Annotated in this window: 14 protein-coding genes; 7 read left to right on the plus strand and 7 right to left on the minus strand. The window is 41.3% G+C overall.

What is annotated here, in order from left to right; all coding sequences use genetic code 11:
* From A9Y75_RS15360 to A9Y75_RS15385, 6 genes are all read right to left on the minus strand, one after another.
* Nucleotides 1-681: amidase (locus A9Y75_RS15360; protein WP_143046437.1), on the minus strand; the 681-nt coding region annotated here is incomplete at its 3' end.
* A 384-nt stretch (nucleotides 682-1,065) separates the two neighbouring features.
* Nucleotides 1,066-1,890, minus strand: coding sequence for a type I methionyl aminopeptidase (gene map, locus A9Y75_RS15365; protein WP_071190414.1), 825 nt, complete (start codon nucleotides 1,888-1,890; stop codon nucleotides 1,066-1,068).
* Nucleotides 1,891-2,695: 805 nt separating this feature from the next.
* Nucleotides 2,696-3,175 (minus strand): cupredoxin domain-containing protein, encoded by a 480-nt coding sequence (locus tag A9Y75_RS15370; RefSeq protein WP_177176203.1) that lies wholly within the window; start codon nucleotides 3,173-3,175, stop codon nucleotides 2,696-2,698.
* A gap of 152 nt (nucleotides 3,176-3,327) precedes the next feature.
* Nucleotides 3,328-6,138, minus strand: coding sequence for a pitrilysin family protein (locus A9Y75_RS15375; protein ID WP_071190415.1), 2,811 nt, complete (start codon nucleotides 6,136-6,138; stop codon nucleotides 3,328-3,330).
* Between the two features lie 341 nt (nucleotides 6,139-6,479).
* Nucleotides 6,480-6,914, minus strand: coding sequence for a VOC family protein (locus tag A9Y75_RS15380; protein ID WP_071190416.1), 435 nt, complete (start codon nucleotides 6,912-6,914; stop codon nucleotides 6,480-6,482).
* Nucleotides 6,915-6,984: 70 nt separating this feature from the next.
* Nucleotides 6,985-7,497: a TIGR02652 family protein gene (locus A9Y75_RS15385; RefSeq protein ID WP_071190417.1), complete on the minus strand. Its 513-nt coding sequence runs from the start codon at nucleotides 7,495-7,497 to the stop codon at nucleotides 6,985-6,987.
* 343 nt (nucleotides 7,498-7,840) lie between these two features.
* Here A9Y75_RS15385 and A9Y75_RS15390 point away from each other — a divergent pair, with 343 nt between their 5' ends.
* The 3 genes from A9Y75_RS15390 to A9Y75_RS15400 all read left to right on the plus strand — a co-directional run bounded on the left by A9Y75_RS15390 (nucleotide 7,841) and on the right by A9Y75_RS15400 (nucleotide 10,254).
* Complete coding sequence (locus A9Y75_RS15390; RefSeq protein WP_071190418.1) at nucleotides 7,841-8,362, plus strand: gamma carbonic anhydrase family protein; 522 nt, start codon at nucleotides 7,841-7,843, stop codon at nucleotides 8,360-8,362.
* A 238-nt stretch (nucleotides 8,363-8,600) separates the two neighbouring features.
* On the plus strand, nucleotides 8,601-8,726 hold the full coding sequence (locus A9Y75_RS15395) for a photosystem II protein Y (RefSeq protein WP_016950225.1): 126 nt from the start codon (nucleotides 8,601-8,603) through the stop codon (nucleotides 8,724-8,726).
* Between the two features lie 229 nt (nucleotides 8,727-8,955).
* Nucleotides 8,956-10,254: a folylpolyglutamate synthase/dihydrofolate synthase family protein gene (locus tag A9Y75_RS15400; protein WP_071190419.1), complete on the plus strand. Its 1,299-nt coding sequence runs from the start codon at nucleotides 8,956-8,958 to the stop codon at nucleotides 10,252-10,254.
* A 367-nt stretch (nucleotides 10,255-10,621) separates the two neighbouring features.
* Here the strand turns inward: A9Y75_RS15400 and A9Y75_RS15405 are convergent, their stop codons facing one another.
* Nucleotides 10,622-11,920, minus strand: a complete 1,299-nt coding sequence (locus tag A9Y75_RS15405) for a sugar ABC transporter substrate-binding protein (protein ID WP_071190420.1) — start codon at nucleotides 11,918-11,920, stop codon at nucleotides 10,622-10,624.
* Between the two features lie 143 nt (nucleotides 11,921-12,063).
* Here A9Y75_RS15405 and A9Y75_RS15410 point away from each other — a divergent pair, with 143 nt between their 5' ends.
* The 4 genes from A9Y75_RS15410 (at nucleotide 12,064) to A9Y75_RS15425 (ending at nucleotide 17,465) form a co-directional block, all read left to right on the plus strand.
* The gene (locus A9Y75_RS15410) at nucleotides 12,064-13,212 is read left to right on the plus strand and encodes a type IV pilus biogenesis protein PilM (RefSeq protein ID WP_236721422.1); all 1,149 of its coding nucleotides are present in this window, start codon (nucleotides 12,064-12,066) and stop codon (nucleotides 13,210-13,212) included.
* A gap of 4 nt (nucleotides 13,213-13,216) precedes the next feature.
* A complete protein-coding gene (locus A9Y75_RS15415; RefSeq protein ID WP_071190421.1) occupies nucleotides 13,217-14,011 on the plus strand; it encodes a PilN domain-containing protein in 795 nt (264 codons plus the stop codon).
* On the plus strand, nucleotides 14,008-14,787 hold the full coding sequence (locus A9Y75_RS15420; protein ID WP_071190422.1) for a pilus assembly protein PilO: 780 nt from the start codon (nucleotides 14,008-14,010) through the stop codon (nucleotides 14,785-14,787). The genes A9Y75_RS15415 and A9Y75_RS15420 overlap by 4 nt, the downstream gene beginning before the upstream one ends.
* Nucleotides 14,788-15,056: 269 nt before the next feature.
* A complete protein-coding gene (locus A9Y75_RS15425) occupies nucleotides 15,057-17,465 on the plus strand; it encodes a type IV pilus secretin family protein (RefSeq protein ID WP_071190423.1) in 2,409 nt (802 codons plus the stop codon).
* Nucleotides 17,466-17,519 lie beyond the last annotated feature (54 nt).

Here is a 17,519-nt window from a genome sequence, read left to right on the forward strand (position 1 = left end):
GGCTGCATCAGCCACTGTGCGGGCGATTGGACCATTAACAGCGATTCCCCCCAAGCGATCGCCTACAGGTGCTTTGGTGACTCTTCCCCGTGCTGGTTTGATGCCCACCACACCACAACAAGCCGCAGGGCCACGAATTGAACCACCACCATCGGAACCTTGAGCGATCGCACTTAATCCCGCTGCTACCGATGAGGCTGCACCACCACTAGAACCACCAGGAGTATATTCCAAATTCCAAGGGTTTCTGGCTGGGGGAAATCCCGTAGCTTCACTGTAGGGAAAAGAACCTAATTCGGAAGTTGCAGTTTTACCAAGAATCGTAAACCCAGCTTGTTTAATCCGCTTTACTACGCCATCATCGTAGTTAGGGATATTATTGACTAATGCCGGATTTCCGTAGGTACAAGTAACTCCTGCTACAGATGTAAGGTCTTTAATAGAAATTGGTACACCAAAAAATGGCGGTAATTCTGAGGTGGTTGTGAGTAATTCTGTTTTGGCTTTTGCATCAGCAACAGCTAAATCTGCCGTGACTGTAAAATAACTTCCCAGTTGGGGATTTAAGCGTTCAATCCGTTCTAAATATATTTCTACCAAATCCAGGGGTGACACTTCCCGACGACGGATTAATTGTGCTAACTCTAAAGCCGGGGTAAAAGCTAAATCAATTTCATTCATTGTTATTTTTTGCAACTTGCATTTTCATACATCTTTACTCGCTACTGGTCAAGACGAGGAACTAACGTTCAGGCATTTATTACCAAAACAGAACCCCTGGAAAATTTGTTACAAGCTATTCAAACACTGATTAACTGATAAAAATTGGGAAAATGGGAATAAATGCGATCGCATTCTTAATTTATTAGACATCTCCGTTAATTAAATGTGCATAACCTGAAACTCTTGTAGGAACCATTCATGAATTGTCCCTACAATAATTTTCACCAAATGTCTATTAAACTATAGCGGTATGCACTTGAATGAGATACATCATAGTCCCCTCATCGCTTGCGGGGAGGGGGTTGGGGGTGGGGTGTTTGTATCTCACTCAACCAAGAACCGCTATAATGTTCTATCCGTTAAAATCTCATAACCTGTATCTGTCACCAACACCGTATGCTCAAACTGAGCAGATATAGCATTATCAACAGTTACAGCCGTCCATCTATCAGATAAAATCCGCGTAAATCTAGAACCAGCATTTAAAATTGGCTCAATTGCTAAAGTCATCCCTGAACGCAATTTCACATTAGGGATATCACGAGTTCTGTAGTTAAATACCGCAGGTTCCTCGTGCAAATTCCGACCGACACCATGTCCAGTAAATTCTTCTACCACACAAAAATTATTAGCTTTTACATGGTCTTCAATTGCACCAGCAATCTCTTCTAGGTGTACACCAGCTTTTACCTGTTCAATACCTTTAAATAAAGCTTCTTCCGCGACGCGAATCAGTCTAGCAGCTTCTGGAGTTACATCACCCACAGCGATTGTAATACAAGAATCACCGTGAAAACCTTGATAATAAGCTCCTGTATCAACTTTTAATACATCTCCTGCTCGAATAACTTTTTTCGGACTAGGAATGCCATGTACAACTTCATTATTAATACTAGAACAAATCGAAGCCGGAAAACCGTGATAACCTTTAAAACTAGGTGTTGCACCCATTTCTCGGATGCGTTTTTCCGCATGAGCATCCAAATCAGCCGTAGTCATTCCTGGCTGGACTAGCTCAGAAATTTCCTTGAGAACGGTTGCCACAATCTTAGCTGATTGCCGCATAATTTCAATTTCACGGGGCGATTTAATTTCAATTCCTCGGCGTTGTCTTTTTTCGGGTTTTGGCTGGGCTGGTTTAGAAAGCAAGTTGCTGAAAATGTTCATGGGAAAATTAATAATTGCTGGTGCTTGACAGCCTAAGTGTCAATTTAGTTATCAAGCTTAGTTGAGAAAAATATCTACATTTAACTTAACTTATTTTGCGCCTCTGGAGAAACACAAGTGATTGGGAAGAGGAAACGGTTTTGATTCGGATTGGAGTACTTGAGATAAATAAGTTTTTTAAATAAGGATTTTATAAAAGTTGTGCAAGACCAGATTTTTAGCAATAACTTACCTCTATTCTCAATATTGTTGACAACAATATCAATAATTTGACGAGTTTAGGTTTTTTCAGCGATTGATATTGACCTATTGACTTTTTTTTGATAATCTTAAGTAAAATCCAAGGGAGTATTATAATAAATTTTGATATGGATGCTCTTCTTAATCAGGATTAACAAGATTGAACATAAAGAGAATTTTATTGAACATCCTGGTTATGTTCTCTATATAGGAATCCGGTTTGGTTTCTGTTCGCGGTAGCGTGCCGTAGGCATATTTACTCGTAGAGATAGGGAACAGGGAACAGAGAAGAAGGAATCAAGCTATACGGAGTTCTGTTCAAACTTCAAATAGGAGTCCTATATATTGCCAGATAGTTCTTCCTTATCAAAATTTATTATATCAGGTTTCTAGGTTGCCGTCAACCCTCTTACTTCATAAATTTGGCAACCATCAACAACAATTTTGTGATTCTGACTTGAGTGAAACGGAAAGAAGAAGCTCCATTTTCCTTTATGAGATGCTGAACACATTCAAAGTGATCACGAAAAGACTTTTATGGCTGACGCTACGCTATCAGCAAGCCCTATTTAATCACAATATCTCCAATCATTCCTGCTTCTGTGTGTCCAGCTATGGTACAGCGTAAACCATATTTTCCCGGTTTGAGTGGTACAAACACCCATTCAGCTTCCGCAGCAGGTTTTAGTTCTAGTTCGTGAATAGCACCTTTAATTTCGACATTACCTGCTTCAACTTTTTGTGTCCAAATGGCATCAGCAAAATCTTTACTCGTAAAATAATGTTTTACAGGGCTAGGATTATTCAGGTGGAGATTGTAGCGTTTACCAGCTTGTAATTCTAGATGATTTGGCTCAAATATAAGTTCACCAGCGGCATTACCCAAACTGACTTTAATTTCTGTCGCTGGTTGTTTCAGTATATCACCAGATAAATTTGCTGCTCTGGCGGGAGTTGCACCCATGAAGCTGAGACAAACTAGGAATGCCAATAAACAAAAGACTGAATATAGATGTTTGGAAATTTTTGTCAGCCAACTACTCATTTCTTGCCTTATCTATCAGTAACACCTATTACCATTATCCATGATTTGAGCATATTCTCAGTCCTCAGCGCTCAATCATATCAAGTTCGGCAATTACTTTTCCCAATTACCCATTACCAGTCCCAACAGATATGACAGTATTCAAATCAACATTATCTCTGCTCTGCCATAATTGCTGAACCTGCTGTTACTACGACGATTTTATCAGGGTGGATTAACTCACGGGCTGCTTGATTAACTTCAGTTTGGGTAACATTCTGGATTTTTTGGACAAAAGACTGCAATTCTACTGTATCTAGTCCATATACCTCGTTCATAACAATCTTATCTGTTAATTCTTCTGGTTTAGCGAGGGAAATATGATAGTTACTAATCAGGGTGCGTTGAGCATTTTCGACTTCTAGTTTAGTCACACCTTGCTGATGTAGTTGCTTGAGAAGTTTACGAGTACTAGCGATCGCTTTATTAGTATCTTCTGGATTGGTTTGCATTTCAATCAAAAACGTCCCCACGTTCTTTCCAGTTTGGAAGTTGCTGTAAATTCCGTAAGTCAAACCCAAGCGATCGCGCACTTCTGCTCCCAGTCTACTAGATAAAGTGTCACCTCCCAAAATTTGGTTCAACACTAAAGCTTGATAAAATCTAGCATCTTCCCGTTTTATACTTGTATAACCCATATAAGTCACTGCTTGGGCTTTACCAGGAAGAAAAGGATTAACACGCATTCCTTGATCCCGAATTACCACTTGGGGATATTGTAATATTGGTGGATTTCCGCTCACGTGCCAATCACCAAACTGAGTTTCGATGAGCGATCGCACTTTCTCGAAATCAAAATCTCCCACCAGTGCTAATATGGTCGTATCTGGGCGATAATGCCGAGACTTGAAAGCAATCACATCATCACGTTTAATTTTCTGTAGACTTTCTTTAGTAGCGAAACTATGTAAAGGATGATTAGGCGGATAAATAGATTGTATGAAAGTTCTGTTTGCGACTTCATCAGGATCATCCAATTCCACATCAACCTTACTTAAAGCTTGTTGACGAGTTAGTTCTAAATCCCCAGCATTAAATGTACTATTTTTCAGAACATCAGCCAAAGTCCCCAGCAAAATCGGGAAATCCTCAGCTAAACTCTTACCTCGAATTCGCACACCTTGACGCTGCGCTGTAAAATCCAGACTTGCACCCCGTGCTGCTAAAATTTTGGCAATATCTAAAGTATCTTTAGTTTTCGTGCCATTCATCAAGTTATCTGCTACCAAAGCCGCTAATCCAGCTTGATTATGTGGATCAAATTCTTTCCCAGCTTTGATATAGCCACTCAAAGTCACCGTCGGACTACTTTGATCTGGTAATAATAATACCTGCAAACCATTGACAAAAGTCAACTTCTGTGGTAATTGTTGATTCGATATAATCTGAGTCGCAGTATTTTCAGAAGGTAAATACTTCCTCACCTCAGAAGCAGTCAAAGAAACTCCAGAAGTCAAATTTTCCTGAGTTGGTGGGGAATCATTTTGATGATCAACTGCTTTTGGAGACTTTTGATCTGGCTCAAAAAATCCCACAGTTCCCATTTCTGACTTCAGATATTTATCACTCACAGCTATAATATCTGCCGCTTTTACCTTGCGAACATTTTCCAAATAGCGTTCTGTATAACGATAATCACCAGATGTTAGCTCATCATTAGCCAATTGCATCCCTTGACTAGTGATATCCCGACCATTTAAAATTACGGATGCAATTAATTGAGTTTTAGCGTCTTCAACTTGTTCTGGTGTCACCCCAGTTTTTGCGAAATGAGCAATTGCGCTTTTGATAACTTTATCAATTTTTGACAAATCCTGATTTGCAGCAGCAGTCACCAAAACATGATACCAACCAGATTGCCGCAAACTGACTACACGAGCCGAAACATCAGTAGCTAAACCCGATTCTACCAATACTTTATATAAATAAGAACTTTTTCCCCCAGTCAAAATATAGTCCATCACACCTAGCAGAGGTATATCCGGGTGAGTTAAATTAGGAACTGGATAAATCAATTGTAACAGTTTACCTGCGCCCGGTTCTCGCAAGACAATGGGAGATGAGGTAAAGCGGTGGGGAAGTGGAGAAGTAGAGAGGTGGGAAGACTTTTGACTTTTGGGAACTTTCCCAAAAACCTCTTTTACAGTTTCCAAAGTTGGTTGAGTTTGAAAATCTCCCACAATCGCTAACACCGCGTGATCAGGATTGTAGAATTTTTGGTAATATTCCCGCACCTGCTCAATAGTTAATTTTTCCACATCAGCTTGAGTACCACCAGTAGGGAAACCATAAGCATGATCAGGAAAAACAGACTGCATCACAGCACGTCTAATACGGTATGCTGGACTATTCTCATAACCTTGTAACTCAGAAATAACTACTCGCTTCTCATTCGCTAATTGCTGGTTATCAAGCAGCAAATTTTGCATTCTGTCAGCTTCCAGAACCAGTAGCGCGTTGAGTTTGTTTCGTTCCGCAGTATTGTAATATGCAGTTTGATCGTAGCTAGTAAAAGCGTTGGAGTCACTACCTAAAGCACTAAATAATTGTCCAAATTGAATAGGACGATTTTTCGTACCTTTAAACATCATGTGTTCCAATTGGTGAGCAACACCATTTACTCCCGGTTCTTCATTACCTGAACCAACTTTATACCACACTTGCACCGTTACAACTGGGGCATTATGTACTTCCTTTGTTAAGACAGTGAGACCATTTTCCAGCACTGTCTTCTGAATATTTTTTGCCAAGGTGAGATTATTTGTCTTTTTACCTACGAAAATTTGCTGAGAATGTTCCCCGTTGGATCTAACTAATTTTTGGCTAATTGAAAAAGTATGTTTCAACAAAACCGCTGCAATTATCGATAATATGAACAATAATAGGGGAACACGATATCTATGGAAGACCGAAATAACAAACATATAGTTTTTAGATATACGTAAATAAGACTACACCTTTTTTACCTATACATCTGTGGTTTAAACTTTCTGGAAAATTAGCGACTAAATTAATTCGTAATTCGTAATATTTCCTTCGGAAACGCTACGCGAACGCAATTCGTAATTCGTAATTAAGTTTTGCAAAGGGGATGTAGACCAAAACACGTTGTTTAAATTATGTCAACAGTAAAAATCTGTTAATATAAAGTTCGCATGAATACTTGTGATCAGGGCTGACACTGAGATGGGGAGACGCGGAGACACGGAGATGTGAGGAAAATTAAGAATTCCCTGTTCCCTGTTTCCTGTTCCCTGTTCCCTGTTTACGAATTACCCAGCTTCGACAAAAAGCGGATCAACTCCAAAGGTAAACCATCAGCGTCAGCGATAAAAGCGACTTCCAAAATGCGATCGCCTATTTGCTGCTGTGTTGGTTCTAAAAGGATTTTCAAAGGCTGTAAATCACTGACTATAGCTATTCGCGCCTTTAAACTTTCCAACCAACCATGCAAATCTGGCGTAACCTCAGTTAAATCAAAGGAAAGATGATAATAGCCCACATAATGCTCATCTGCAAAAGCATCAGGGGCTGGTTTTGGCTGGGGAATTTGGATTAATTCAATGCGGCTATCCAAACCTTCCATCCAACAAGCTAAAGTATAACCGGTAGTGAAGCGATCGCAAACCGTAAATCCTAACTGCTCATAAAAAGCGATCGCATGGTGAATATTCGCAGTCCGAATAGAAACGTGGTGCATGGAATTGTAGATTTTAGATTTAGGATTGAGGATAAATTTACAACCTTAAATCTAAAATCGCCATACCTATCTATTCAAACAGCCGGAAATAAGGGTAACGTACCGGCACGCCAAGCTCCTTGTCCAAATCAAAATTAATCACTTCCCAGCAAGGTTCCTGAGCAGCATCTGGACCAAACTCCACTGGTAAGCCATATAAACGAGCAGAAGCTCCTTCTGGTTGTCCAGCACGCCAAGGACTACTGCGTTCTAGATAGCCACTCATCAATTCCTCATAGCGTCGGGCAATAATCACCCTTGTAGCACGATAGCCTTGGGTATATAGCTTATCTAACGCTTCGTGAATTTCAAACCGAATGCCATCAGGATGAGTATGTTGTCGATACCATTCTCCATCCCATCTGCGCCAATGACGACCAGACTGGAGATGTACCAACTCCCCAGTTTTCGGATCTGCTTCAAAAGCACCATGACGCGTACAAAGATAGGTATCGGTCAGTGTCAGCGCGGGAATAGTCTGGCGACAGTGGGGACACTGTATTTCAGGGCCAAATATTGGGTACTGCAAGGCTGGATTCATCATGAAGTGCGTACAAACATAGTTTTCTCTTCACCAGCACCATTGGGGTTAATTTTACACTCCGGCTCCGCCACTGTTAGTTACTTGCTCACTGTTCCAGACAATCATGGGTTACTGCCTGAGCAAACTAGTAAAACGCGCCGAAAATAAAGCTACCATTAAAAATTATTAAAAAGCTTGTGTAATCTGCTTTTTTAATTTTTAATTGTTAATTTTTAATTTCGTGTAGCGGTACTAGTAACTTCCTGAGCGTAGAGGCCAAACGGCTGTGATATCCTGGTTGTGCAACCAGCCTCAAAAGTTGGAGTTTTTCCAGTGTTCCTGGGTACCATATCAATATTCTATCGTGTCTACTGTTTCCTACTGGACATCTCCCGATTTTTCTCAAGCCGCCTTTATTGCCACCAACGCCGTTGTTGTCGGCTCAGTCAGCATTGCAGCCAAAGTAAGCATTTGGTATGGAGCCGTTGTTAGAGGGGATGTAGAACGCATTGAAATTGGCGAATGCACAAACATTCAAGATGGAGCCATTTTACATGGTGATCCTGGTTGTCCCACAATCTTAGAAGATCATGTCACTATTGGACATCGTGCTGTGGTACATTCTGCCCATATCGAATCGGGGAGTTTAATTGGCATAGGGGCAATAATTTTAGGTGGAGTCAAAGTTGGTACAGGTAGCATCATTGGTGCTGGTGCAGTCGTTACCAAAGATATACCACCCTTTTCCTTAGTCGTAGGCATCCCCGCTAAAATCGTCCGTCAACTCACAGAAACCGAAGCCGTAGAACTGATCGAACACGCTGAAAAATACCATAAATTAGCCCTAGTTCACGCCGGTAAAGGGACTGATATTGGTTTTAGTTAGGTGACGCGGAGAGCGGGAGACGCGGTGACGCGGGGAGGGAGACGCGGTGACAATTAAGAATAATTTAATTACCTTTTCCCCAATGACCAATGACCAATGACCAATGACCAATGACCAATGACCAATGACTTAACTATTCTTTACACTTAAGGTTGGAAAAATACCCCACTTAAGCTAAAAATAAAAATTGAGAACTGTTGACAAAACTTTAAATTCTAATTAACAGAGGGCTTCTAATATGGACATCGATACCCGTGTAGTAATTGTTTTAGCACCAGTAGTGATTGCTGCTAGTTGGGCTGTGTTTAATATCGGTGCTGCGGCTTTAAGACAAGTGCAAAACTTTTTGAACAAAGAAGCCTAATTAGCTAATCGGTAATGAAGGGAATAGGTGAGTCCAGCGCCTTGGGCGGGTTTCTCGACTTGTGGCGACTGGCGAACCCGAAGGGGAACAGAAAAAAATATATACTTTGAAGAAGACACGGGGACACGGAGAAAGAGGGACACGGGGACATGGGGATAATCTCTCCGCGTCACCGCGTCTTCCCCTCACCGCGTCCTCTTCGGTCACCTATTCCCAATTCCCAATCTCCGTGAATCCTGACTCTTTACTTCAACCCTTTCAACACTTTGGTGTCAATCTGGGACTATCCCGCATTGTCGAATTATTGGCAAATCTCGGAAATCCTCATCACCAAGTTCCTGTCATTCATGTTGCTGGCACTAACGGCAAAGGTTCGGTTTGTGCTTATCTTTCCTCAGTACTTACTGAAGCTGGTTATCGCACAGGACGCTACACTTCCCCCCATTTGGTAGATTGGACAGAACGTATTTGTATTAACGAGCAGCCTATCGACTCAGGTGAATTATGCGAATTAATACTGAAAATTAAAGCTGCTATTGACTCCCATCAAGAATCACCTACTCAGTTTGAAGTAATTACCGCAGCAGCTTGGTTATATTTTGCACAAAAAAAAGTTGATATAGCGGTGATGGAAGTCGGATTAGGTGGGCGTTTGGATGCAACGAATGTCTGTTCTCAGCCTTTGGTAACGGTAATTACTTCCATCAGTCGGGAACACTGGCAGCAATTAGGCCCCACTGTTAGCGATATTGCCAGAGAAAAAGCTGGTATTATCAAACCTGGATGTCCTGTAGTAGTAGGTCAATTGCCAGCAGAAGCGGAAGCAGTGGTGCGAACTGCTTGCAGCAGCGCTACGCTATCGCTTAGTCTAGAATTACAATGCCCTATTTTTACCCCTCAACCTGCTGAGAATATTAACCCAGGATGGGCAGAATATCAAAGATTGACAGATGTAGAAAAAATAGAAAACTCTCCATCTAAAATTAAATATCCATTACCGTTAAAGGGACAAATTCAATTACATAATTCAGCTTTGGCTTTAGCAGCTTTGGAAATATTGCAACAACAAGGTTGGGAAATTTCTGAAACAGCCATTATTAATGGTATGGGAAAAACTAAATGGCCAGGCCGAATGCAATGGATTACTTGGAAAGATCATAAACTATTAATTGATGGCGCACACAATCCAGCCGCAGCAGAAGTTTTACGTCATTATGTAGATAGTCTCAATACTCAAAATATAACTTGGGTAATGGGAATGCTGGCTACTAAAGATCATGCTGATATTTTTCAAGCACTACTCAAAAGAGGAGATAAATTATATTTAGTACCAGTTCCCGATAGTAATTCCGCAAATCTTGATCACTTAACAAAATTAGCCCTAGAAACTTGCCCAGATGTAGGTTTTTGCAGCACCTATCCAGATGTATTCTCAGCTTTAGATGCTGCATTTACCTCTACAGATAACTTAGTAGTTTTATCCGGTTCTCTCTATTTAATCGGTCATTTTTTAGGGAATAGGGAATAGGGAATAGGGAATAGGGAATAGGGAATAGGGAATAGGGAATAGGGAATAGGGAATAGGGAATAGGGAATAGGGAATAGGGAATAGGGAATAGGGAATAGGGAATAGGGAATAGGGAATAGGGAATAGGGAATAGGGAATAGGGAATAGGGAATAGGGAATAGGGAATAGGGAATAGGGAATAGGGAATAGGGAATAGGGAATAGGGAATAGGGAATAGGGAATAGGGAATAGGGAATAGGGAATAGGGAATAGGGAATAGGGAATAGGGAATAGGGAATAGGGAATAGGGAATAGGGAACAGGGAACAGTTAGTAATTACGAATTACGAATTACGTTCGCGTAGCGTTTCCGAAGGAAATATTACGAATTACCGATTATCCCATTGTTGTGCTGCATCTTCTACAGCTTTATCCACCGTTTTTTCACCTAACATTGCAGCTTGGAGATTTTCATAAATTGCCTTTTGCAAGACTTTGAAATCTTTGATTTTGGGGGTTAAAACCTCTGCTTGTTGCATCTGTTGGGCGCTGATAATACGCCCCTTTTCCACAGTTGAGGCATTATTGGGAACTTCTTTAAAATAGCTGTCAGCAAGTGATTTGATGGTTGAAGGTAAAACATTAGCCGCTTTAGCAAAAGCTAGTTGATTTTCGTCATTAGTAACGAATAAAGCAAATTTAACCGCTGCGTCAGGATTTTTAGTGGCGCGGGGAATGACTATATTCATAACAGCGACGTTTTTCTTACCTGTATCACCAGTAATTTGGGGTGCGATAGCTGAAGCTTGAGCAATTTTTGGCGCATTATTAGATATCGTCTTGAGAAATTCAGGGCCAGAAGCTAAAAACGCAGTTTCCCCAGATTGGTATAAATCAATTGCATGACGGTGGCCTTGTGTCAATGATTCTTTAGGTAGTAATTTTTTCTGATACAAATCTACCCAATATTGAAAAGCAGCTTTTCCCTGTGGTGAATTAAAACCGGCTTTTCCCTCAGCATTGATTAACGTGACTCCCATTTGCACAAAAGATTCCAATACTTCACCAGAATCTTGAGGGACAAAAGTGGCAAAAAATGCGTATTTACCTGTTTTATCTTTGATTTGTTGTGCTGCTTGCGCTATTTCTGCATAAGTTGCAGGTGGTTTCTTGATACCTGCTTGTTTTAATAAATCAGTGTTATAAATAGTTAACCTCGTGGTGAGATACCAAGGAATCCCAAAAGTCTTACCATTAAGGCTACTAGATTGCCAAATATTCGGCAAATAGGAGGAACGAACTTCTTTTGGGACTTTTGCATCCAAATCTAACCAAGCATTTCGTCCTGCAAGTTGGGAGGCAAAATCTGGATTAAGGTTGACAACATCTGGTGGCGTTTTTGCGGAGACAGCTGTTAAAATCTTGTTCTCCATCGCCGACCAAGGCACATCAACCCATTTGACTTTGATACTGGGGTTTTGCGATTCAAAAGTCGTAATTAGGCTTTGGAAGTAGTTGGTAAATTGAGGTTGGAGTTGCATAGTCCAAAACTCAATAGTTGCTGCTTCAGAAGCAGCAGGTTTTGTAGCTGTATTCACATTACTTGTGCTACAACTTACTACCCAACTGCTCAGTAAGCCAATTAATGCCCAAACAGTCATTTGTTGGAATTTTCGTAATTGAATCATCGTGTTAATATTTTTACGATTGAAAAGGGTGAAAAGCTTATGCAGAAATGTCGAGATTATAGGCTATATAGATTACTTGGTACTAAATTAGTTTTCAACAGGATTTAAATTTTTCATTTAGCAATGTAGCAGGTAAGACTGTCGTGAAAGCCCTTAATAGTCTCAGTAGTGTCAGTAATATCCTTAACTTTGGTAATATTGGTAATCTGTTTGGGAAATCTAATAGAGGCATTGGTATTGAGCTTGCACCCGAACGAATGAACATAGTTCAGCTACGCAAGCAACGTCAAGGCTTAAAAATAGAGTCGTTAATAACAGTACCAGTCCCAGAGGGAATAATTACCGACGGTCAAATTAACGATTCTCCCAGGATGGCCGAACTCATCCAGCAAACAATGGCTGAGAGTAAAATCAAAGCTTCTCGCGTTGCTACTTGTGTTCCAGGGCGAGATGCAATTGTACGTGTTATCCCTGTGCCAGCAGAATTGGATAACAAAGAGTTACGGGAGATGGTACTCAACCATGAAGCAGCTTTGTATTTGCCTTATCCACGAGAAGAAGCTGATGTAGATTACCAGAAACTTGGGTACTTTGTAGATGAGGATGGAATTGAAAAAGTACAGGTGCTTTTGGTTGCCACTCGTAAGGAGGTGACTAATACCTATATTAATACGTTTGCAGAAGCAGGATTAAAAATCGATGTTTTAGAAATTAACAGTTTTGCGCTCATTCGCACTATTCGTGATCAGTTGAGACTATTTGGTCCTCAAGAAGCAGCAGTGTTAGTTGATATTGAGTTTGACAGTACGGAAATCGCCATCATTATTAATGGTGTACCGCAATTTTCGCGCACCGTGCCTATTGGCACATATCAACTACAATCGGCTCTATCCAGAGCAATGAATTTACCCACATCACGAGATATGGATATGTTGATGGGAATGACTATTCCGGCAACTTCTAATGATGCTTTAAAAAGCGGAACTACTGGGATTAATCCGGGAATGGCTCCGATGCTGAAAGTGCTGGGGGAATTATCAGACGAACTGCGCCGTTCTGTCGATTTTTACATCAATCAAAGTGAAGGTTTAGAAGTAGCGCAGATTTTACTAGCTGGAACAGGGGGAGGACTCCAACAGCTAGATGAGTTCTTTACCCAACGATTAGGTTTCCCTACCACCCAAATAGATCCAATCAGGGATTTGTCTTTGGAAGTAGAAGCCGAAAAATACCCATCAGTGAAACGCCCTGGTTTGGGAATAGTACTTGGTCTAGGAATGCGGGAGGTTTAACAAAGTGTATAGTCTGGATATTAACTTTCTCAAAGACCGCTTACCTGTTGAGATCAACTCAGAAAAAACTGTCAAACCACCAATTCAACTGGGAAATTTAAGACCAGTATATTTGGGACTGGGAGTGGGTGTGGGTTTACCTGCGTTGGCATTCTGTAGCTTATGGTTTTTGCAAATGAAAACCGCTGAGTTAGAGCAACTCATCGGAAAACTGGATCAAGAAAATAAGCAGTTAGATGGAAAAATAGCCAATATTAACAAAATCAAGACAGAAACAACAGGGATTAAAGTGCAAACACAAGCTTTAGTAACTGTGTTTGATCAGATTCGTCCTTGGTCAGCCATGTTACAAGATTTGCGCGATCGCATTCCCAAAAATGTCCAAATTGAAAATATCAAGCAAATCGCCCCTGTTCTTCAAACCCAAGCCACCCCAGGAACAGCCCCTAGCAATCCCGCTGGTGGCATAGAAATTAATGGCTTTGCTCGCTCTTTTAGGGATGTTAACGACTTTGTACTGAGTTTAGGTCAGTCTAAGTTTGTAAATGCCTCAGAAAGTAAAATTAGCACAGCAGAATTAATCGATGCACCTCCAGAAACAGGTGCTATTCCACCTGATGATCAATCTAATGAAAGTAATGTGAAAATTAAACCACCTCAAGTGGTTAAATACACAATTAAGGCTGGTCTAAGTACCACACCAGCATCTGAATTAATTCGTGAGTTAGAACAAAAAGGCACAGTCGGATTAGTGACTAGGCTTCGTAGTATCCAAAAAACAGGAGTCATTTCCAAATGACGCTAAGTGATGATTTAAGTTTTTCACAACACGCCACCGGCTTCGATGATGCCCCATCATCCAACCCCGTTGTTTTTGGTGTGACTTTAACAACACCAATCATTGGCGCTTTAGTCGGATTCATGGGTGTTCTGGCAGCTGGTTACATGATACTTAACATTGTCATGCCTGCTTGGGATACCTATCAGCAGCAACAAGCAAAAAGTCAGGAACTTCAAGGACAAGTTGACCAAAAGACAGCCCAAGCCAAACAAATTGACAATGTACTGGCAGAATTAGCCCAAGCCAAGCAGCAACAAGTTCAAGTTTTAGCTTTATTTGCTAACGAAAAAAGTTTGGCAACCTTGCTAATGGATACCAGCCGCTTGGTAGATTCTAGCAATGGTCAATTTACGGCCAATTCCGTCAGAGCCACACTGAGAAAATTTGTACCATCAGGAGATAAACCAGAAATAATTACTGATGATAGCTTAGGAGCCGAAGTCAACAATAAGCTCAAACGCAGCAATATCAAGGTAGAAATTGAAGGCACTTTTGAACAAACGCAGTCAATTATGCGTAATATTGAGCGTTTACAGCCTTTGTTGTTAGTCAAAAACTATGACTCAAAATTAGTTCCTCCAGAAATACAAAACTCAGAGGAAAACAAGAAAGTAGTGCAGATTGGCCCAGGAAAACTGGCAACTTCTTTTGATTTAGAGGCATTAATGCCATTGACTCCAGAGGAAGCAGCAGAAGTAGCTGCCGCTTCAGCACCACCACCAGCCCAGAAGTAACAATTACCAAGTTCTGAGTGCTGATTTGTAACTTAAATGCAAATTTAATGTCCGACAAGTTTAATTACAGATGGTTGCTTAAGTAACTGTCATCAACTGCGTACATCAGTACGGATGAAAACGAGATTAGAGGCTAGTGCCGCCGTGAATTCAAAATTCAAAAAGCTTATGTTATGAGCTTTTCACGGATTTTGAAGAGTAGTTTTATTTCCGTCACGCTGCACTAGTGGACATACAAACAAGGTTTTATTTAATGTGAGGAATGAACTGTGAAACAGGTTCATAGTAATGTTTTAATATCAAGTGTGGCTGCTTACGTACTTTTGGCAACACAACCAGTATTGGCACAAACGAGTCAAATTACTGACGTGCAACTAAATCCCGCTGATGGGGGAATTAGTGTAATGTTAAAAACTTCTTCTGGTAACAGTCCCCAGGTTTTCACCACCAAAAGAGACAAAAGTTTAGTTGCAGATGTAATTAATACGCAACTGCGTTTACCCCAAGGTAAGAGTTTCCGCCAAGAAAATCCTGCACCGGGAATTGCATCCGTAGAAGTTAATCAGTTAGATGCCAATAGTGTGCGGGTGACAGTAACTGGTAGCGATAATATCCCCACTAGTAAGCCTGTAGTCCGAAAAGATAACAGTCTTACTCTCGGCTTTACTCCATCCACAAACACTACCGCATCAGCACCCACAACACCTAGTACAAACACCACCGCATCAGCACCCACAACACAGGCTAATATTCCTGTCGAGCCTGGTAAAAAGCCAGATGTGTTAGTGCCTAACCCAGAAATCACAATTGACGGCAAACCGGCAAAAGCAGCTGGCCCTAATCAACCTTACAACCAAGCTCCTCCGTTCTTACCGAGAGCCGTTGCTCCACCAGTGGGAGATATTACCCAAGCTAGTATCGATACTTCTCCTACCACTATTGATTTAGGCACTCAAGAACGAGTTCCGCGTTTAGTGCTGCGAGAAGCACCAGTCAGGGAAGTTTTGTCACTTCTGGCTCGTGCAGCTGGTCTGAACTTAGCTTATGTTGGCACAGACGGAGATGATAAGAAACCTGCGGGAGGTCAGCCTGGTGCAGCTGGTAATGAAAAGACAATTTCCCTAGATATAGAAAACGAGCCAGTGCAAGATGTATTTAATTACGTTTTGCGCTTGAGTGGTTTAGAAGCGAACCGCAGTGGCAGGACGATTTTTGTCGGCACTAAACTGCCTAATTCCACCCGTGATAATGTGATGCGTAGCCTGCGATTGAATCAGGTGACGGTGGGAGTCGCTTTAAACTTTTTGGTGGCTTTAGGTGCAGAAAGTGCTGTTAGCCGTGAACGACTGGTAACAAGTGTTAACGCTGTACCTGTAGGGGGTGCTGCTAATGCCGCAGTTACTCAAACTCAGACAACTACAGAAACAAAAATTGAAACTCAACGGGTCGAATATAAAGATTCAATCCCTTTACTCAGAGGTTTACAGGCATCTGGAGACGAGCGCACAAATTCTGTTACCTTGATTGGTTCTCCTAAGCTGGTTGAGATGGCAACGACTCAATTAACTCAGCTAGATATCCGCCGTCGTCAAGTTGTGGTGAATGTCAAAATTATTGATGTGAACCTTTTAGGGATTCAAGACTCTAACGCCAGTTTTTCCTTTGGAATTGGTAATAACTACTTCTCTAGTGATGGTGGTGCTGCGACGTTTAATTTTGGTGGTTCTAGACCTGCTACACGTAATGAAGTGGCAAACAGTGTGACTGATACACCTGTGATCACAAATCCTTTGACGGGAGATCCATTTTTGGGTGATAATTTCTTCAACACAACAGGTAGACCATCAGCTGATCCACCATTAGACCCAAAGGGGAATCCCCTACAACCTGGGATTACAGACTTTACTCCGGGAACACCGGCAACAACTACATTTGAAATTGTCCCAACAGGTGTTAATCCTACTACTGGTGAACCGACTGGCTTTATTTTGCAACCCAGAACTACCGCTGCAACTGCAAGCACATATACATACCAATTACCAAGTTTGTATCAGTTTCCTAAACGATTCCTTGCTAGTTTGCAGGCTCAGGTACAAAGTGGCAATGCTAAGGTTTTGACAGACCCAACTCTAATTGTCCAAGAAGGACAGAATGCTGTAGTCAAGTTAACTTCAGAAGTATACGGAGGCGTTGAACAAATATTAATCAATGGTAACTTGACGAGAAGACCTATCATCAAGGAAGCAGGGTTAACTCTGTCCGTGAGAGTTGACAGGATTGATGATAACGGTTTTGTTTCCTTATCTGTTGCACCTACTGTATCTGCGCTTGGTGGTACGACAGCAACCTCTGATGGGGATATTGGACTGTTGGCAGCTAGAAGTCTTCAATCTGGTGTACTGCGGTTGCGAGATGGTCAAACATTAATTTTGAGTGGTATTATTCAAGACCAAGACCGGACATCTATTTCTAAGCTTCCCATATTGGGTGATATTCCATTGCTAGGTTCCCTGTTTAGAAGATCAAACAGAACCAATGAACGCAGAGAGGTGATTGTATTGCTCACACCCCAGGTGATGGATGACTCGGAGCGTTCCAGCTATGGTTATAACTATAATCCTAGTCCACAGGTGCGGCAAATCCTTGAGCGTCGTGGTTTGAACGTTCAGCCCCGGTAGTTGGTTATTGGTCATTGTTTTTGACATACCCGATTTATGGGAAAAGTCGGGTAT

Source organism: Trichormus sp. NMC-1 (assembly GCF_001858025.1).
GTDB lineage: Bacteria > Cyanobacteriota > Cyanobacteriia > Cyanobacteriales > Nostocaceae > Anabaena.